Raw genomic sequence first — 17,666 nt, forward strand, 5'->3', positions numbered from 1 at the left:
ACCTACTTTCTTTCTACCACTTTAAAGTGACATGCTTTCATACATAAACCACAGCGAATACATTTGTCAGGATCAATCTGAAAGGCTTCTTTTCCAATCTTTCCACTAATGGCTCCCACAGGACATTGTCTTGCACAAAGACCACATTTACGACATTCATCTTTATTGATTTCATAACGTAATAATTTTTTACAGACTCCCGCTGGACATCTTTTATCAATGATATGTGCCAGATATTCATCTCTAAATTGATGAATTGTTGAAAGAACAGGATTTGGCGCAGATTGACCTAATCCACACAAAGCTGTATCTTTAATTGTCATAGCCAATGTTTCCAGTTCATCCAATGTTTCCATTGTACCTTGTCCATCACAAATCTGTTCCAACAATTCCAGCATACGCTTTGTTCCAACACGACATGATGTACATTTTCCACATGATTCATCAACGATAAAATCCATATAAAATCTAGCCACATCAACCATACAATTATCTTCATCTAAAACAATCATACCACCTGACCCCATCATTGAACCTAATTTCACCAGTTCATCAAAACCAATAGGCGTATCTAATTGTTCTTCTGTCAAACATCCACCTGATGGTCCACCTGTCTGAACAGCTTTGAACTGTTTATGATTTGGACAACCGCCACCAATTTCATAAATGACTTCACGAAGTGTTGTTCCCATCGGGACTTCAACAAGTCCTGTATTGGTAATTTTACCTCCTAAAGCAAAAACTTTCGTTCCCGGTGATGACTCAGTTCCAATAGAACGGAACCAATTTGCTCCATTTAAAATAATTTGAGCCACATTCGCATAGGTTTCAACATTGTTAATAATCGTTGGTTTTCCCCATACCCCTTTATGGGCTGGAAATGGTGGTTTTGAAACAGGCATTCCTCGTTCACCTTCAATAGATTGAATCAACGCTGTTTCCTCTCCACAGACAAAAGCACCAGCGCCTAAACGAATTTCCAAATCAAAATCAAAACCAGAATCAAAAATATTTGTTCCTAATAATCGCAATTCTTTTGCTTGAGCAATCGCTGTTTTTAAACGTTCCACCGCAATAGGATATTCGGCACGAATATAAATATATCCATAGTGAGCCCCAATCGCATAACCAGCAATGACCATTGCTTCAATGACACTATGAGGATTTCCTTCGAGAATAGAACGATCCATAAAGGCACCCGGATCCCCCTCATCAGCATTACAAATCACATATTTTTCATCACCCGGTTCATTATAGGCAAACTGCCATTTTAGTCCAGTTGGAAAACCTCCTCCACCACGACCTCTTAAACCACTCTCTTTAATGATATCAATAACTTCTTGAGGGGTCATCTGTGATAGAACCTGACCTAAAGCAAAATACCCATCCTGTCCAATATATTCTTCAATGTTTTCAGGATCAATGATTCCACAGTTATGCAAAGCCACACGCTTTTGCTTTTGATAAAAACGTGTATGACTAATATCATGAATTTCCTTTGTTTCTTGATCAGATTCATTCAACATCAAACGTTCAACAGGACGTCCTTTATAAAGATGTTCCTGTACAATTTCTTTCACATCTTCTTTTTTGACACCTTTGTAAATAATATTATCAGGATAAATAGAAATATTAGGTCCAGCCCCACATAACCCTAAACAACCTGTTCTTAAAACCTCAATTTCTTTATCAAGCCCCATCGACTTGATTTCTTTTTCAAATTCTTCTATTAATGCACCAGAATTTCCAATTGTACATCCTGTTCCAGCACAAACTAAGACTTGTGTTCTCTTATATGGCATCTTTGCACCTCCTATTTTGAATAATGTCCGACAGTATATTCATCAATCACTTCACCATGTATCAAATGACGTAAAACAATATCTTTTGCTTTCTTTTCATCAACTAATACATATGTGGTTTTTTGATTATCTTTATCAAAAATTTCTACAATGGGTTCTAAAGCACACATGCCAATACATCCTGTTTGCATGACTGCAACAGGTAAATGAGCTTTAGCCACTTCTTCGACAAAGGTGTTCAATACAGGACGAGCTCCTGCTGCAATACCACAGGTTGCCATTCCTACCACAACACGATAATCCTGTCCATCTTGACCACGCATGGCCATTCTTTCTTTTGCCTGATACCTAATTTTCTTCAATTCATCCAATGACTTCATTGATGCATACCCTCCTTTATATAATCTTTTAACCATAGTATGATTTCCGGCTGATTGATTGGCACATCATCCAAAAGAGCTTTTATATCTTCTGTATTCATATCAAATACCCAATCATCATTTTGATAATGAAAACAATAATTCACTTTTTCATCATATTGAATACAAGTGATCATAGTATCAACTAAATTTCCCATTGGAGGTGTATCAATATGATTTTTTACATATTCACCTATGATTTTTGTTCCTTTTTGTAAACAAGAATCTATTTGAAAATAACCGCCCGTCGCTTCTACACTTTCTTTAAACAAAGGAATACCTAAACCAATAGAACGTGTGGTTCGTGTCGTAAAAAAGGGATTCGTGACTTGTTGTAAAGTTTCTAAACTCATACCACAACCATTATCACATATTTCAATATGAATCATATTATCCTTGATACTATCTTTAATCCATAAATGGATCTGTAAAGCTTGAGCACGTAAAGAATTTTGAATCATATCCAAAATTGTCATTGCTATTTCCTGCATTATCTTTTTCTCCATATCTTTTCTAACTGTTGAAAATCAATCTGATAAAGTGGTTCTTGGATATCTTCTAATTGATGAGCATCACTATTGATCAAAACAAGATTATCCCTACAATGAGGACAAAGTTTCTTTAAATCAGCTAACTGTTTTAAACTGCTCACTTCAATACCATCATAATCCAAAGATTCTGGTATATCTTGATACAATTCATAAACACCATATTTTTTTTGGAAAACATGAGCTAAAACAGCTATTCCTTGAAACTGATGAATCTTGGCAATGATTTGATTTAATGTTAAATCTAATGCATTTAAAAGAAGATAAACTTCTTCATCTATAATTTGATCATTTTCATCGAATATATATTGATTTCCATAGTAATCTTTTTGATTAATTGTTTTCATAAGATGCTGATCTATCCATTGTTGAATAGGCTGTAAATGTGTTCCTCTTTGAAAATAAGCCAAAACATGAATATTTTCACAACTTTGTAACTCTACTCCATATATAAAATCAATCTTTCCTTTTAAAATAGGGCTTTGAATGACTTTTTCTAAATGATGTTGTTGTTTTAAAGAATTATGATCAGTAATCGCAATCAAATCTAAACCTTTGATATAAGCCATATGAAAGATATTATAAATGGTCATGGTATCATCACTGCAAGGTGATAAAGCAGAATGAATGTGTAAATCATAATACATATTATAAACCTAACGTTATCAAATCTTTGACAAGTGCAAAAGCATCTTTAGGGCTGACCAGCAAAGGAATCTGCAACTCTGTTGCCTTTTGAATCGTTTCCTCATCAGGATACGATCCCTGTACAAAGACAATCCCTGCAAAATCAAGCAACTGTGCAACGGCCACCACATTTAAATGTTTTTGAACTGTCAACCATAACGTTCCTTCTTTTCCATGTGCCATCACAACACTCAATAAGTCACCTATATAAACATCTTTGATTTCCTGCTTACAACTGACATCATTGATGAGTTCCAAAGGTAACTGTAATATTTGTTTGACCTGCATATTCTCACCTTCTTTTGATTCGACAAAGTGAATCATCTACTTCACCACTCGCTATTTTCATAGCCAGACCACGACAATTGGCAAAACCACAACTTCCACAATCATATTGAGGTAAAGTATCCAAAATCGCATTCACTTTTTGAAACCATTTCATACGCTCTTGAATGGATTGTTTTTGAACATTGATCTGACGTTTTTTAAGATATTCATCTTCACTTAATATCAGATGATTGTCTAAACAATCATTCAACATACTTTCAATATGAAAACGTCCTTCAAAGGGATTATTCCATAAATAATAACCACCAATACATCCCTGATAACAATGATACAAAGCAATCAAACGAATATCCTTTAAACGATCAAATTCAATCAAATCTAAAACCATGCGAATTTGTGGTAAACCTTCCACACTCATCACTTGTAAATGATCTTTACCAAATAAATCACTGACAATACTTTTCACACCATCACGGTATATATCAATATCATCTTTTTGTTGGCTTTTTCGTTTATTAAAATGTGGAAACATACGTGAAATACTTAAAGCATAATCAATCTGTGAATTGTCTTTACCTAAAGGTTCTTTCGCTAAAGTGAGTTTTCCAACACATTCACAGAGTGAAAAAATACCAATATCTTTACCTTGATATTTCTTTCTTAAACGTCTGGCTGCAATTTCTACAGGATAATCATAAGGTAATAGATGATCTATTAATGTAGGATATTCCTGTTTAATCAAACGATTAATACTTGGACAAAAAGATGTCAACATCACACGATCTGATTGAAAACTGGTTTCAATAGCCTGTTGGTAAAGATATCCTTCAATATCACTATATTGCACAACCTCATCAAAATGAAAAGCTTTAATAGCATGAATAAAAGCTTTTAATTCATCAAAACTTTTAAAATCAGATAATAAAGATGTTGGAATCAAAGCAATATTATATTCATGTTTTTCAAAGGCTTTTGTAAGATTCACTTCTTTAATTTTTAATTGTTTATAATCACAGGATTGCACACAGACATGGCAATTGATACAGCTTGAATCATCGATCATCACTTGACCATGCATAATAGAAATCGCTTCTGTAGGACAAGATTTGACACACTTAATACAGTTTTTGCAGTGATCCCCTAAAAAATGAATAACTGGTTTCATTGAAATGTCATTTGAATATGTGTTCCCTCTGGCGAAGATGTAATCTGAAATGAAGACGCAACACTTTTCATATTAGACAATCCCATTCCAGCTCCAAAACCTAAAGAACGTGCTTTTGTAGAGGCAGTCGAATAACCCGGTGTTTGTGCTAATTCCAGATCTTCTATACCCGGTCCAACATCGTCAAAAGATAATGTGATAACACCATCATCATCCATTTCAAAAGTCACAGTTCCACCATTGGAATGAATCACAATATTTATTTCAGCTTCATAACATGCTATCGCTACAGCCTTAAGAACACGACGATCAATGCCAATTGTTTTTAAAGTTCTTTTAATATCTGTAGAGGCTTTCCCTGCATCCTCATAATTTTCTTTTTCTACTTGATAAACATATTTCATTATCTCATTCCTTTTCCATATAAAAGCCCACAGGCTTCAAACATCGTTTGATCAGTTTGAAAAAGATTAATGTGTAAATCTTTCGCTGTTTCTATCATCTGTTGATCCAATGGTTTTCCTCTCACCAAAATCACTGTATCTAAATCCAAAACCTCTGCTGTACGTAAAGATTGTACATTGGCTAATCCTGTTAAAAATAAAACATCTTCTGTTTCATCCTTCAACAAAGCTAAAGCATCCGACATTAAATCAGTCGCAAAACCTTTATCATAATTTTTTTGATAAATATTATCTTGTGCAATATAGATTTCTCTTGCTTTTAAAAGAGCCACGATATCTTGAACTAACATGGTTCTTCTTCCTTCAAATAATCAAGAATCAGCATTTTCAGATCTTCCAGTTGTTTCTGACATCCAAAAACTGTCCCATCCACACTGACAACTGGAGCCAATCCACAAGCTCCCACACAACGTGTGGCATCAATTGAAAACAATCCATTTTCACTGGTAGAATTCACTTCACACTCCGTCATTTCACAAAGCAAATCTAAAATCGTCTGTGCTCCATTGACATAACAGGCTGTTCCAAGACAAACTGAAATGACATGCTTTCCCTTTGGCTCGGTTGTAAACTGTGAATAAAAAGTCACAACACCATAAACCTTAGAAACAGGAACATTCAAAGCATCAGCTATTTTTACCATTGCCTCAAAAGGGATATAGCCAAGCTCATCTTGAATATCATGAAGCATTAATTTCATAGGTCCTTTTTGATCCTTATGCTGATCAACAATCGCATCAATCTTATCTAAATACTCTTGTTTCAAACCTCCCATAAACATACTCCTTTCCTATTTATAAATTCATTATATCATAGTTTGTAAACGCTTTAAATTTATTTTCAGTAAACAAAAAGACTTTTAATATATCCTTATCAATATATAAAAAAAGAGAAATCTCATTCTTGATTTCCCTTACAAAGATTTAACTTTTTTTCATCTTCTATTTCTTTAGCTAAATACAAATCACTTCGACAATGCATATCAGAAATTCCATTTCTCATCAATTGATAGATTTGTGATATATAAAAGATATTCATTGCTTTTTTATATCCCAATGATTTCTATTCATAAGCAATAAGATAATTCTTGCATATTAGGTCTTTTATATTTCAATCTTTTTAAAGCAACAGATTTATCAATCAGTCCTTTCATTGTATATAGTATCACATTTTTATTGTGTTTTATCTATATAGGCAAGTTTTAAATGAATGAATCAATAATCTCCTCTTTGATGAAATTCTTTTTTATTTCCACTGATTTGATGTCTTTCCTGAAGTTTCTTTTCGATATCCTCAACCTGAATACCTTGTTGATACATCAAAACAAGCACATGATAAAATAAATCACTGATTTCTCCAATTAATTCCTCTTTATTATTGTTTTTTGCAGCAATAATGGTTTCACTCGCTTCTTCTCCAACCTTTTTACAAATCTTATCAACACCTTGATCCAATAGATAATTTGTATAAGATTTTTCAACAGGGTGAATATGACGATCAGCAATCACATCATAAACTTCATGAAAGATTGTTTTTTCAAAAACATAAGGGATTATCTCTTGAAAGAAACATGAATAGGAACCAGTATGACAAGCTGCTCCTACTTGATCAACAATAATCAGTAAAGTATCATCATCACAATCCAGATACATACCTTGAATATATTGGAAATGTCCTGATGTTTCACCCTTATGCCACAGTTCCTGACGTGAGCGTGAATAAAAATAAGTTTCACCTGTTTCTAACATTTTATCATATGCTTCTTCATTAACATAAGCCAACATTAAAACGGACTTTGTTTTTGCATCTTGTACAATGGCTGGTACTAAGCCATTCCCTTTTTCAAAATCTGGTTTCATAATTCCCTCCTTACGGGGATATGATGTTTGGCACACAATGCCTTAACATCTTCAATGGTTGCTTCCTGATAATGAAACAAAGAAGCCGCCAAAGCCCCATCACAATTTGTTTTTTCAAATACTTCTACAATATCTTCCTGCCCTCCACAGCCACCACTGGCAATCACAGGAATCGACACAACACGCATCAGTGCATTCAACATATCAATATCAAAACCATCTCTTGTTCCATCACGATCCATTGATGTTAATAAGATTTCACCAGCTCCTAAATCTTCACATTGTTTGGCCCATGTTAATAAATCTAAGCCTGTATTTTTTCTACCACCGGCTATATAGACATCATAACCCGATTGATCTTCTCGCTTTTTCGCATCAATAGCCACAACAACACATTGCACACCAAATTCATCGGATGCCTGTTTGATAAGTTGAGGATTTAAGATAGCTGCCGAATTAATAGATACTTTATCTGCTCCACTGGATAAAATCATACGAAAGTCATCCAATGTACGAATACCACCCCCAACAGTTAAAGGAATGGATAATTCACAGGCAGCTCTTTGAATGACATCTTTAAGAATATCTCGATTTTCATAAGTCGCTGTAATATCAAGAAAAACAACTTCATCTGCACATTGTTCATCATAGCGTTTGGCAATCTCTACTGGATCACCAATATCTTTTAAGCCAACAAAATTGACACCTTTTACAACTTTTCCATCTTTAATATCTAAACAGGGGATGATTCTTTTGGCAAGCATTCTATCACCTCTTTTAAATCAATTTTTCCTTCATAATAAGCCTTACCTACAATGCAGCCTTCATAACCTTGACGATAAGCTTCTAAAACATCATTTCTATCTTTGACACCACCTGATACAATACAGCGTAAAGATGTTGTATCTTTGATTTGTTGATAAATATCAAATGAAGGCCCTTGTAAAGTTCCATCTTTCGATATATCTGTACAAATAACGTATTGAACACCCATCTTCTCTAATGTTTTTAAAAAATCTAAATAATGAACTTGTGTTTGTACTAACCATCCTGAAGTCGAAACATACCCATCTTTGATATCTACCCCTACAACAATCTTTTGTGCCCCATATTGTTTTAACATTGCTTTTAGAAAATCTGGATTCTGAATAGCTGCAGTCCCAAGAATAACACGATTGATACCAATTTCATCTAAATATAAAGAAACCGTTCTGGCATCACGTATACCTCCACCCACTTCAATAGGGATAGAGATCGTATTACGTATTTTTTTAATAGTTTCTATATTGGTTGTCATGCCATCTTTAGCCCCGTCCAAATCCACAACATGAAGATACATTGCTCCCATGTTTTCAAAGGCTTGAGCCAGCATTTCTGGTGATGAAGAATAGACTGTTTTTTGTTGATAATCGCCCTTATATAAACGAACAGCTTCCCCATTTTTTAAATCAATTGCTGGAATGATTATCATTTTACCATCTCCTTAAACGCTAATAATATTTTTTGACCAACTTTTCCACTTTTTTCAGGATGAAACTGACATCCCATGACATTGTCTTTGGCAACAACAGCTGTAATCTTTTCTTGTCCATACTCACAATAAGCAATCAACTCATCATCAGTAGGATATGCCATATAAGAATGAACAAAATAGACATAATCTCCTTGATGAACATATTGCATGAGAGGATGTTTTTGTTGCATTATTAAATCATTCCATCCCATATGAGGAATCTTTGCCTGAACTTCCATGCGTCGAACTTCTCCCTTTAAAAAGCCTAAACCTTGTGTTGGACAAACTTCATATCCTTTTTCAAATAAGACTTGCATTCCTAAACAAATCCCTAAAATGGGAATACCGGCCTGTTGTCTTTCATTTAAAATATCAATCAAATCATATTGTTTTAAATGTTCCATCGCCACTGGAAAAGTTCCGACTCCCGGCAAAACAATCCCTTTGGCCTGACGAATGACATCATGGTCACGACTCACAACAACATCCATACCTAGTTTTAAAAAAGCATTTTGAACACTCATGAGATTACCTACATGATAATCAATAATCACAATCATCTTACAAGACTCCTTTAGAAGAAACAATTTGTTCCTTATTCTTTTCATCAATACAAATAGCTTGTTTTAAAGCTCTGGCAAAACTCTTAAACATAGCTTCAATAATATGATGTGTATTTTCTCCATAGTTCTCTACAATATGTAATGTCATCAAAGCATGATCACTGACGGCTTTAAAAAATTCTTTTGTCATTTCTGTTTCATAATTTCCTAAATGCTGGCAAGGTAATTGAGCTTGATAAACAAGATAAGGGCGTCCACTTAAATCCAATGTCGTTGTGACTAGAGCTTCATCCATAGGAATAGCCATTTGACCATAACGATAAATTCCTCTTTTATCTCCCAATGCTTCTTTTAAACATTCACCAAAAACAATTCCTAAATCTTCTACTGTATGATGACTATCTACCTTTAAATCACCCTGACATTTGACAATACAATCTATTCCACTATGAAAAGCTAATAATTCAAACATATGATCCATAAATCCAATGCCCGTATCTACTTGAGCTTGACCTGTTCCTTCTAAGCAAAGGGACATTTCAATAGATGTTTCCTTTGTTATTCTTTTGATTTGACTTTGTCGCATGATTCATCCTCCTTAAATCTCACTGCAATACTATTTGCATGTCCATCCAATCCTTCTTTGTTTGCAAAAGTCATCACATCATCTTTAAAAGTCTGTAAAACTTGTTTTGGATAATAACTATAAGATGAATACTTCACGAAATCATAAACACCTAAAGCACTATAGAATTTAGCTGTTCCTCCTGTTGGTAAGACATGATTTGTTCCAGACATATAATCCCCTAATGGTTCTGGTGTATATTCTCCTAAAAAGATAGAACCAGCATTATGAATCAAAGGTAAAGTATTCATAGGATTTTCCACTAAAACTTCTAAATGTTCTGGAGCGAATTCATTAGATACCTGAAAAGCTTCCTCAATAGAATCCACTAAAAAGGCACCACCATAATTTGTCAATGATGATTCAATAATATCAGCTCTTGATAAAAATGGCATCTGTTTTTGAAGCTCAACGTTTACCTGTTCAATCAATGATTGAGATGTCGTCACTAAAATAGCACTCGCCAATTTATCATGTTCTGCCTGACTCATTAAATCAGCTGCAATGTATTGGGGATTGGCTTTTTCATCAGCAACAATCAAGACTTCACTAGGACCCGCAATCATATCAATATCCACACGCCCATAACAACATTTTTTAGCTGTCGCAACATAAATATTTCCGGGACCAACAATCTTATCTACCTTTGGTAACATATTTGTTCCGATAGCTACACCGGCAACACCATGTGCTCCTCCTACTTTATAAATACGTTCAATGCCACAGACATAAGCAGCTGCTAAAATAGAAGGATTCACTTTTCCATCAGCCTTCACAGGTGTGATGATTATCAATTCTTTGACACCAGCCAGTTTGGCAGGAATCGCATTCATCATGACCGTTGAAGGATATGTGGCAGTTCCACCTGGTACGTATAAAGCAACTTTTTCTAAGCCACGTACAATCTGTCCCATCATCACTCCATTTTCCTTATAAATAGACCATGAACGATCAACTTGATGTTGATGAAAATCAATCAGTTGTTCTTTTGTACGTTCCAATATACGCATAAAATCTTTCCCCACGCTTGTCACACCATCTAAAATTTCTTGTTTAGAAACAATAAAATCTTGTGGTCCTTCCATCCTATATCCATCCAATTCATAACAATATTTCATGATGGCCTGATCACCATTTTTTTCGATATCTTCAATCATCTGCATTACAGTTTCATTAACCTGTTGCGAAATTTCTGTTTTACGTGAAGAAAACTTCTTCACCACATCTTTGAATTGTCCTTGTAAATCATATGTCTTCAACATTTTTATTCCCCCTTTAACTTTTCTATCAAATCAAAGATTTCATCTTTTTTAAACTTCAAACTCACTTTATTTACAATCATCTTTGTCGATACATCACTGATTTTTTCAATAATTTCTAAACCATTTGCCTTCAAAGTTGAACCAGTTTCCACAATATCCACAATGGCATCACTTAATCCTACAACTGGTCCTAATTCTACCGAACCTTCTAATTTAATAATTTCAACATCCTGTTGTTTTTGATGAAAGTAATCTTTAGCTACCTTCGTATATTTAGAAGCAATACGCTGACGACGTTTAAAAACCTTATCTCGATATTCTGGATATGCCGCTAAGGCAAAATAACATTTTCCAATATTTAAATCCAACATCTCATAATAATCTTGAAAATCACTATCTTCCAAAGTATCTTTACCAACAAAACCAATATCCACAATACCATGTTCTAAAAAGGTTAAAACATCATTTGCCTTTGCAAAAATCATAGATAAACCATCACTTGTTTCAATCATCAATTCACGATCTTTATGAATAATAGGCTCCATATCAAAGCCCTTTTCAGCCAACAACTGACAAACCTGTTTTTCAATACGACCTTTTGTTATCGCTATTTTAATCATGCTTCCTCCTCCTTTTCTAAGGCCTTTAAAATATGACTTAACTCATAACTAAAGCCAATGGCTGGAACCTCTCGATCAAAATGATTCATCAAATGATCATAACGTCCCCCATTCATAATTGGTTGTGCGCTATAAGGAGAATATCCTTTCAACATGATTCCCGTATAATATTTCATCATGGGTGTCATCGCTAAATCAAAAGTCAGAAGTTCTCTATGAGGAATCTTTTCATACAGTTCAATCAATTCTTCAATCGCTTCCTTCAACAATGTATCTTCCACTCTATTTTTCATATCATATAACACTTGAACATCTCCAAATGCTTGAGGTAAAGTCATTAATAATGTCTGTATACTTTGATCAAAGTGATGACTTTCCACAAATGATTTCATTGCACTTAAATCACGTCTTTTCAAAATATCTATAAATCGTTCATCATCAACAATCTCGACCAAACGATGATAAAACTTAGCTGATCCCATCTCAATACGTATATGTTTCAATTTTAAACATGTCATTGTCTTTAAAACAAGTTCCAGACATTCCAAATCACCAGCAAATCCTCCCTTCCCAATCAGTTCAACTCCTGCTTGAAAAAACTCACTGCTTCTTCCTTTATGCCTTTTTTCTTTTCGATAAACCTTTCCAAAATAACAATATCTTTTTTCACCATTTTCATTTTGTGAACAATATAATCTTGCAAGTGGAACTGTAAAATCCACTCTTAAAGCGACTCTTTTTCCTTCATAATTGACATATTGAAACATCTTTTCTTCATCAATTCCAATATCCATATCATTATAAAGATCAACATATTCAAAAGAAGGCATTAAAACTTCCAAGTACCCACGTTCAACAAAGAGATGTCTTAAATCCTTTTCAATATCTCTGAGTACAGAAACATTATCCATAATGGCATCAATACTTTCTTCTGGTATCAAATATTTAAATTCTTCCATAAAGTCCTCCTTAACTAAAAAGACGAGTCATAATGACTCGTCCATTCTTTCTAAGTCATTAGATACACCCATTTATAAATATATGCAAAACGGGCTGTATCTTTCTAAGATATAACCCTAAGTGTTCCAATGATGATGGTGATGAAATTGTTGATTTAAAATTGTCTTTTTCATAAATATCACCTCATTTTTTATCATTCTAACACATTTAAAAGACAAAAAAAAGAATTTTTTATAAAAACTTTATAAGTATTCTCATCTATCATATTCATAACTTAAAAATCAACTTTTAAAGACTTATATAAAAAAAGAAAGGTCAGTAAAACCTTTCTATCAAACTTTACCATGCATTATCTACAATGTTATGTCCATCCACACGATAAAGATAATCAGTTGTCCAGCTTGTGTCATAAGGCTCATTATGCGTTTGATGCGTAGATGGCATAAAACGAACACTATAAAATCTTGTTCCAACGTAGTTTTGGTCCTGTTTCCTCATTAGAATAATATCCTGCACCGTTTGAGATTCTGCTACCGAGGAATCAATACGTCGTGTTATATAAACACCATATTGATCATCATTTTGTGAATAGATGGTCATATCCAATATTTGCACATCTAAAATAACACCCTCACTATTATCTATTCGTGTAATTTCTTGATCAATACTTTTTACAGCTTGATAAATATCATCTTCATCTTGCACTTTAATAAGATTTTCATCCGATTTTATAGTTGAAATATCATCAACTTCCAGTAGTTGAGTATAACTTGCATAACGTTGCTGATCTTTTTCTTCCTCTGCTATTTCATATGATTCTTGCTTAGATTCTTCTTGTGAGGAATCTGTTGATTCATTGGTTGATATAGATTTTTCTGTTTCTTGTTTATTTAAATCTTCTTCAAATAAATCCGGATTTATTCTAAGAGTATTATTATATTGTCTATCCAATTGATAAATTTTACATTCATCATTATCCAATTGAATAAGATAATCATGTAGTTCATCTGATATATATAAAATTTGATTACCTACAAGAGAAACCTCACATACATCTTGATTCATAACAACTTGATGTTGTTTAATAACTAAGTTCATCCACTCATTTCCATATATACATCCTTCATATTCATCTATGAAGCTATCTTGATCCTGTGTGATTTTATTCATTGCATAAAATTTATAAGTATCATCGTAGGCAACATAAAAAACATCTTCAAATTGACCTACTCTTTGAACAAAATTGGTATCTATTTCAAAAACTTTTTGTCCAAATAAATAACGTACGTTATCATAAAGAGTCAACTGTTTATCATCTATACGATAAGCTAAATATTGATCATGATAATTGAAATAATTAAGTTTTCCAAATGGTAATACTATAAATAAACCAATGATTATACATCCTATTAAATATATAGGAAAAGAGTGTTTTTTCATTATCAAAACAAGTCCAATACTTATTATCACAACAAGTATAATGATAAGCTCTATCCATAATCCAGTCCAATCAATAAGATAAGTATTCATTAATAAACAATAACCAACACCTGTGATAAGCTTCATCACAACTGAGCAAAAAGCTACAACAAGTAATATAAGTAAAAGCATAGACATTTTTCTTTTTGGTGTCATTGTTGAATCTATTACCTTTGTACACAAAGATTGAAAATAATTGACAACATCTCTATCATATTCAATATATAAAATAAAATCTTCAAAAAAAGCGATAATAACTTTTGAATCATATTGTACCTTTTTAAGAGATGTTAAATCAAAAATACGATTTTGATAAAAGAAACGATGATTTTCATCAATAATAACTAAGTCACTACTAATCGTTTGTTGAAGCTTATTCATTTTTTTCTTTTTTGCAATAACAATAAATTCTAAACATAAAATCCCCAATGCTATCATAATTCCTATAGAACTCCAATGAAAGTCTATACATACTAAACCAATAGAACATCCTATCAAAATAATAAGGAAAATCATAATAGTGAGTCTATTCTGTCTTTTATAACTTATACGATCTTGCATTCTTTGAATATGTAATTCCACTTTCTCACCTCATTTTCTGAGATAGACAGACAAATGATTTTTGCTTCACACCTATATATCGGCTGATGACATCACATTTGACCATCAATAAGAAATAAATATTCTTATCTTCCTCACTTAAACTTTCAAAATTAGCTTGACCTTTCGCAATGATGAGATCGGCCTGATGATAAACATCTAAAAACTCTTGACTGACACGAGAAAGAATCGTGCCCAGTGATCCATCCCCATTAGAGATAATTGTTGCATATTGATCCATACCAACTTCATAAGCATCTTCTAATATAGAATCATTAACAACCGGTTTCCCTCTTGTCACAAAATAGATTTTGAGTTGAGGATTCATTGCTTTTATTCTTTTAATCAACAATAAATCAAGACATATTTCACCACAATTATCTCCTAAATAGACTAAAGAAGAAGCACTCATTAAATCTTCTTTTAATCTTTCAACATGATTAATAGTTAAAGATAATTGATCCATATTTTGAAAATAAGTCATCATATCTTTTTGTACATTTTGATGGATAGGACTAAAATCTATGACATTTCCCACAATAGCATATAAAACAGCTTGTTCAAACGAATCAATCTGTTGCTCAATTTGAGATAATTGTTTTAAAAATAACTGATTATAATCATATCGAATCTGATAATAAGGATCTTCACAATGTAAATAATCTTTAACTAAGGCAAAGACTTCACCGATAATTTCAGGATTCGTTTTATGAAAATCCATTTGACTCATATAATGAAAGACTTGATGAAATAATTCATCTTGTTCTAAACAATCTGTCATTTTTGCAATTTTAACAACTTGATTCATCAAACATGGTAAACATTGTTTATTGATTTTCATGAGTTGAAATCTCCTTTGATATTTTTTGATAAGCATTTATAAATTGATCACTATTCAATACATAAACATGACTTGTTTTTTGATGTTGAATCATAACATGATGTTTTGATTTCCTTTGAATAGATTGAATATTTTGATAAGGAATCAAAACAGGTAAAAATGCAGCAATCTTCCATTCATAAATCATCATTTCATTTTCAAATAAAACAATCTTATATCTGGCACTCATTAACACGAATGCAATCAATCCCAGTAAAAAGCTACCGATAGACTGTGGAACATTCTTTTGCATATAAGCATAGATACCAAAGATCATAAAGAAAACAAATAAAATCAGACATAATAGAAATGTTCTATATTCTTTAAATTTTTTCATCATTTTTTATCACCTATTGTAGTTTATCATATTTAAGGAAGAATGAAAACTTTATTCCCTAAATTATAATAATTTTTTATTAAAATGCTTGTTTTTTATTTATCATTGTATATAATAAATTCAAGGAGGATTCAAACAATGAAATATATTGAGAGAGTATTAGAAGATGTAAAAGCAAAAAATACTGATCAGCCAGAATTTATTCAAGCTGTCGAAGAAGTTTTAGAAAGTTTAGAACCTGTTATTGAAGCTCATCCTGAATACGAGGATATGGCTATTTTAGAAAGATTGGTAGAACCTGATAGAGCCATTATGTTCAAAGTTCCTTGGCAAGATGATCAGGGAAAAGTTCATGTCAATAGAGGATATCGTGTTCAATTCTCAAATGCGATTGGACCATATAAAGGTGGTTTAAGATTACATCCATCTGTCAATTTAGGAATTATTAAATTCTTAGGTTTTGAACAAATCTTTAAAAATTCATTAACAACTTTACCAATTGGTGGTGCCAAAGGTGGTTCTGATTTTGATCCACAAGGAAAATCTGACAATGAAGTGATGCGTTTCTGTCAATCATTTATGACTGAATTATATCGTCATATTGGACCAGACGTTGACGTACCTGCCGGGGATATTGGAACTGGTGCCAGAGAAATTGGATATATGTATGGACAATATAAAAGAATTAGAGGAGCTTATGAAAATGGCGTCTTAACTGGTAAACCATTGCCATATGGTGGTTCTTTAATTCGTCCAGAAGCAACAGGATTTGGTGCTGTTTATTATGGTAAAGAAGTGTTAAAACACTTTAATGATACTTATGAAGGAAAAACAATTGCATGTTCTGGTTATGGAAATGTCGCTTGGGGTGTTTGTTTAAAAGCGAGAGAATATGGAGCAAAAGTTGTTTCTATTTCTGGTAGAGATGGATATGTTTATGATCCTGACGGTATTACTACTGATGAAAAAATTGATTTCTTATTAAAAATCAGAAGTTCAAATGATGTAAAACTTAAAGATTACGCTGAAAAGTTTGGATGTGAATTCCATGCTGGTGAAAAACCATGGGGATTAAAAGTGGATATGGCTTTCCCATGTGCGACACAAAATGAAATTGGTTTAGAAGAAGCGAAACAGTTGGTTGCTAATGGAGTGAAATATATTATTGAAGGTGCTAATATGCCTACTAATCCTGAAGCCATTGCTTACTTTTTAGAAAATGGTGGAACATTAGGTCCTGCAAAAGCAGCTAATGCTGGTGGAGTGGCTGTATCTGCATTAGAAATGGCTCAAAACTCTATGCGTTATAGCTGGACTGCTGAAGAAGTTGATCAAAAATTACATGATATTATGGTTAATATTCATGAATCATCAGTGAAAGCTGCTCAAAAATATGGTTTAGGATATGACTTAATTAAAGGAGCAAATATTGCTGGATTTGAAAAGGTTGTAGCTGCTATGATTTCTCAAGGAATCTATTAATAAAAAAAGATTGTCAAGATATCATTTAAACTGTACCCTGTAAAATGGACAGTTAAATAAAAAGGTATCACTCTAAAATGTGATGCTGAATATTTAACCGACTCTGTTTTACA

At 32.9% G+C, this 17,666-nt stretch carries 22 protein-coding genes; 1 reads left to right on the forward strand and 21 read right to left on the reverse strand.

From position 1 onward, the window contains the following. Positions 1–2 precede the first annotated feature (2 nt). The 21 genes from ACGHJ8_RS09365 to ACGHJ8_RS09465 form a co-directional block, all read right to left on the reverse strand. Entirely contained in the window at positions 3–1,802 is a 1,800-nt protein-coding gene (locus ACGHJ8_RS09365) for an NADH-ubiquinone oxidoreductase-F iron-sulfur binding region domain-containing protein (protein ID WP_390539992.1), read from the reverse strand. An 11-nt stretch (positions 1,803–1,813) separates the two neighbouring features. Next, positions 1,814–2,182 (reverse strand): ferredoxin, encoded by a 369-nt coding sequence (locus ACGHJ8_RS09370; protein WP_087358034.1) that lies wholly within the window; start codon positions 2,180–2,182, stop codon positions 1,814–1,816. After that, positions 2,179–2,712 (reverse strand): ATP-binding protein, encoded by a 534-nt coding sequence (locus ACGHJ8_RS09375; protein WP_211963706.1) that lies wholly within the window; start codon positions 2,710–2,712, stop codon positions 2,179–2,181. Before ACGHJ8_RS09375 ends, ACGHJ8_RS09370 begins: the two co-directional genes overlap by 4 nt. Beyond that, positions 2,712–3,416, reverse strand: a complete 705-nt coding sequence (locus ACGHJ8_RS09380; RefSeq protein WP_390539995.1) for a PHP domain-containing protein — start codon at positions 3,414–3,416, stop codon at positions 2,712–2,714. Before ACGHJ8_RS09380 ends, ACGHJ8_RS09375 begins: the two co-directional genes overlap by 1 nt. 1 nt (position 3,417) lies before the next feature. Then, complete coding sequence (locus ACGHJ8_RS09385) at positions 3,418–3,780, reverse strand: hypothetical protein (protein ID WP_390539997.1); 363 nt, start codon at positions 3,778–3,780, stop codon at positions 3,418–3,420. Then, complete coding sequence (locus ACGHJ8_RS09390) at positions 3,749–4,909, reverse strand: [Fe-Fe] hydrogenase large subunit C-terminal domain-containing protein (RefSeq protein ID WP_087358031.1); 1,161 nt, start codon at positions 4,907–4,909, stop codon at positions 3,749–3,751. Before ACGHJ8_RS09390 ends, ACGHJ8_RS09385 begins: the two co-directional genes overlap by 32 nt. Continuing rightward, the gene (locus tag ACGHJ8_RS09395) at positions 4,906–5,313 is read right to left on the reverse strand and encodes an ATP-binding protein (RefSeq protein ID WP_087358030.1); all 408 of its coding nucleotides are present in this window, start codon (positions 5,311–5,313) and stop codon (positions 4,906–4,908) included. Before ACGHJ8_RS09395 ends, ACGHJ8_RS09390 begins: the two co-directional genes overlap by 4 nt. Beyond that, entirely contained in the window at positions 5,313–5,663 is a 351-nt protein-coding gene (locus tag ACGHJ8_RS09400) for a hypothetical protein (protein ID WP_087358029.1), read from the reverse strand. Before ACGHJ8_RS09400 ends, ACGHJ8_RS09395 begins: the two co-directional genes overlap by 1 nt. Next, entirely contained in the window at positions 5,657–6,148 is a 492-nt protein-coding gene (locus ACGHJ8_RS09405; protein ID WP_087358028.1) for an NAD(P)H-dependent oxidoreductase subunit E, read from the reverse strand. Before ACGHJ8_RS09405 ends, ACGHJ8_RS09400 begins: the two co-directional genes overlap by 7 nt. Positions 6,149–6,270: 122 nt before the next feature. After that, on the reverse strand, positions 6,271–6,411 hold the full coding sequence (locus ACGHJ8_RS09410) for a hypothetical protein (protein WP_241146640.1): 141 nt from the start codon (positions 6,409–6,411) through the stop codon (positions 6,271–6,273). Positions 6,412–6,587: 176 nt separating this feature from the next. Further along, positions 6,588–7,232 carry a bifunctional phosphoribosyl-AMP cyclohydrolase/phosphoribosyl-ATP diphosphatase HisIE gene (gene hisIE, locus ACGHJ8_RS09415; protein ID WP_087358027.1) on the reverse strand — a complete coding sequence of 215 codons (645 nt, stop codon included), beginning with the start codon at positions 7,230–7,232 and terminating at the stop codon, positions 6,588–6,590. Further along, the gene (gene hisF, locus ACGHJ8_RS09420) at positions 7,229–7,996 is read right to left on the reverse strand and encodes an imidazole glycerol phosphate synthase subunit HisF (RefSeq protein ID WP_087358026.1); all 768 of its coding nucleotides are present in this window, start codon (positions 7,994–7,996) and stop codon (positions 7,229–7,231) included. The genes hisIE and hisF overlap by 4 nt, the downstream gene beginning before the upstream one ends. Further along, the gene (gene hisA, locus ACGHJ8_RS09425; protein ID WP_211963696.1) at positions 7,966–8,703 is read right to left on the reverse strand and encodes a 1-(5-phosphoribosyl)-5-[(5-phosphoribosylamino)methylideneamino]imidazole-4-carboxamide isomerase; all 738 of its coding nucleotides are present in this window, start codon (positions 8,701–8,703) and stop codon (positions 7,966–7,968) included. The genes hisF and hisA overlap by 31 nt, the downstream gene beginning before the upstream one ends. Next, on the reverse strand, positions 8,700–9,305 hold the full coding sequence (hisH, locus tag ACGHJ8_RS09430; RefSeq protein ID WP_087358024.1) for an imidazole glycerol phosphate synthase subunit HisH: 606 nt from the start codon (positions 9,303–9,305) through the stop codon (positions 8,700–8,702). Before hisH ends, hisA begins: the two co-directional genes overlap by 4 nt. A gap of 1 nt (position 9,306) precedes the next feature. Further along, positions 9,307–9,894 (reverse strand): imidazoleglycerol-phosphate dehydratase HisB, encoded by a 588-nt coding sequence (hisB, locus tag ACGHJ8_RS09435; protein ID WP_390540003.1) that lies wholly within the window; start codon positions 9,892–9,894, stop codon positions 9,307–9,309. Continuing rightward, on the reverse strand, positions 9,867–11,195 hold the full coding sequence (hisD, locus tag ACGHJ8_RS09440; protein ID WP_087358022.1) for a histidinol dehydrogenase: 1,329 nt from the start codon (positions 11,193–11,195) through the stop codon (positions 9,867–9,869). Before hisD ends, hisB begins: the two co-directional genes overlap by 28 nt. A 2-nt stretch (positions 11,196–11,197) precedes the next feature. After that, positions 11,198–11,815 (reverse strand): ATP phosphoribosyltransferase, encoded by a 618-nt coding sequence (gene hisG, locus ACGHJ8_RS09445; RefSeq protein ID WP_390540006.1) that lies wholly within the window; start codon positions 11,813–11,815, stop codon positions 11,198–11,200. Beyond that, positions 11,812–12,774, reverse strand: coding sequence for an ATP phosphoribosyltransferase regulatory subunit (locus ACGHJ8_RS09450; RefSeq protein ID WP_087358020.1), 963 nt, complete (start codon positions 12,772–12,774; stop codon positions 11,812–11,814). The genes hisG and ACGHJ8_RS09450 overlap by 4 nt, the downstream gene beginning before the upstream one ends. Before the next feature lie 340 nt (positions 12,775–13,114). Next, on the reverse strand, positions 13,115–14,836 hold the full coding sequence (locus ACGHJ8_RS09455) for a hypothetical protein (RefSeq protein ID WP_390540008.1): 1,722 nt from the start codon (positions 14,834–14,836) through the stop codon (positions 13,115–13,117). A gap of 4 nt (positions 14,837–14,840) precedes the next feature. Then, positions 14,841–15,695, reverse strand: a complete 855-nt coding sequence (locus ACGHJ8_RS09460; protein ID WP_390540010.1) for a damage-control phosphatase ARMT1 family protein — start codon at positions 15,693–15,695, stop codon at positions 14,841–14,843. After that, positions 15,682–16,074, reverse strand: coding sequence for a hypothetical protein (locus ACGHJ8_RS09465; RefSeq protein WP_087358017.1), 393 nt, complete (start codon positions 16,072–16,074; stop codon positions 15,682–15,684). Before ACGHJ8_RS09465 ends, ACGHJ8_RS09460 begins: the two co-directional genes overlap by 14 nt. Before the next feature lie 135 nt (positions 16,075–16,209). Here ACGHJ8_RS09465 and gdhA point away from each other — a divergent pair, with 135 nt between their 5' ends. After that, positions 16,210–17,553, forward strand: a complete 1,344-nt coding sequence (gdhA, locus tag ACGHJ8_RS09470; protein ID WP_390540012.1) for an NADP-specific glutamate dehydrogenase — start codon at positions 16,210–16,212, stop codon at positions 17,551–17,553. Positions 17,554–17,666: the final 113 nt, after the last annotated feature.

The organism is Massiliimicrobium timonense (assembly GCF_042850985.1).
In the GTDB taxonomy this organism is placed as follows: domain Bacteria; phylum Bacillota_I; class Bacilli_A; order Erysipelotrichales; family Coprobacillaceae; genus Allocoprobacillus.

Coding starts and splice junctions, on each gene's coding strand:
- ACGHJ8_RS09460 (WP_390540010.1), bottom strand. CDS start 15,695: ATGAAAATCAATAAACAATGTTTACCATGTTTGATGAATCAAGTTGTT.
- hisA (WP_211963696.1), bottom strand. CDS start 8,703: ATGATAATCATTCCAGCAATTGATTTAAAAAATGGGGAAGCTGTTCGT.
- ACGHJ8_RS09405 (WP_087358028.1), bottom strand. CDS start 6,148: ATGGGAGGTTTGAAACAAGAGTATTTAGATAAGATTGATGCGATTGTT.
- hisB (WP_390540003.1), bottom strand. CDS start 9,894: ATGCGACAAAGTCAAATCAAAAGAATAACAAAGGAAACATCTATTGAA.
- ACGHJ8_RS09380 (WP_390539995.1), bottom strand. CDS start 3,416: ATGTATTATGATTTACACATTCATTCTGCTTTATCACCTTGCAGTGAT.
- ACGHJ8_RS09370 (WP_087358034.1), bottom strand. CDS start 2,182: ATGAAGTCATTGGATGAATTGAAGAAAATTAGGTATCAGGCAAAAGAA.
- hisIE (WP_087358027.1), bottom strand. CDS start 7,232: ATGAAACCAGATTTTGAAAAAGGGAATGGCTTAGTACCAGCCATTGTA.
- hisG (WP_390540006.1), bottom strand. CDS start 11,815: ATGATTAAAATAGCGATAACAAAAGGTCGTATTGAAAAACAGGTTTGT.
- ACGHJ8_RS09465 (WP_087358017.1), bottom strand. CDS start 16,074: ATGATGAAAAAATTTAAAGAATATAGAACATTTCTATTATGTCTGATT.
- ACGHJ8_RS09450 (WP_087358020.1), bottom strand. CDS start 12,774: ATGGAAGAATTTAAATATTTGATACCAGAAGAAAGTATTGATGCCATT.
- ACGHJ8_RS09365 (WP_390539992.1), bottom strand. CDS start 1,802: ATGCCATATAAGAGAACACAAGTCTTAGTTTGTGCTGGAACAGGATGT.
- hisD (WP_087358022.1), bottom strand. CDS start 11,195: ATGTTGAAGACATATGATTTACAAGGACAATTCAAAGATGTGGTGAAG.
- hisF (WP_087358026.1), bottom strand. CDS start 7,996: ATGCTTGCCAAAAGAATCATCCCCTGTTTAGATATTAAAGATGGAAAA.
- ACGHJ8_RS09375 (WP_211963706.1), bottom strand. CDS start 2,712: ATGCAGGAAATAGCAATGACAATTTTGGATATGATTCAAAATTCTTTA.
- ACGHJ8_RS09385 (WP_390539997.1), bottom strand. CDS start 3,780: ATGATTCACTTTGTCGAATCAAAAGAAGGTGAGAATATGCAGGTCAAA.
- ACGHJ8_RS09400 (WP_087358029.1), bottom strand. CDS start 5,663: ATGTTAGTTCAAGATATCGTGGCTCTTTTAAAAGCAAGAGAAATCTAT.
- gdhA (WP_390540012.1), top strand. CDS start 16,210: ATGAAATATATTGAGAGAGTATTAGAAGATGTAAAAGCAAAAAATACT.
- ACGHJ8_RS09410 (WP_241146640.1), bottom strand. CDS start 6,411: ATGAATATCTTTTATATATCACAAATCTATCAATTGATGAGAAATGGA.
- hisH (WP_087358024.1), bottom strand. CDS start 9,305: ATGATTGTGATTATTGATTATCATGTAGGTAATCTCATGAGTGTTCAA.
- ACGHJ8_RS09395 (WP_087358030.1), bottom strand. CDS start 5,313: ATGAAATATGTTTATCAAGTAGAAAAAGAAAATTATGAGGATGCAGGG.
- ACGHJ8_RS09390 (WP_087358031.1), bottom strand. CDS start 4,909: ATGAAACCAGTTATTCATTTTTTAGGGGATCACTGCAAAAACTGTATT.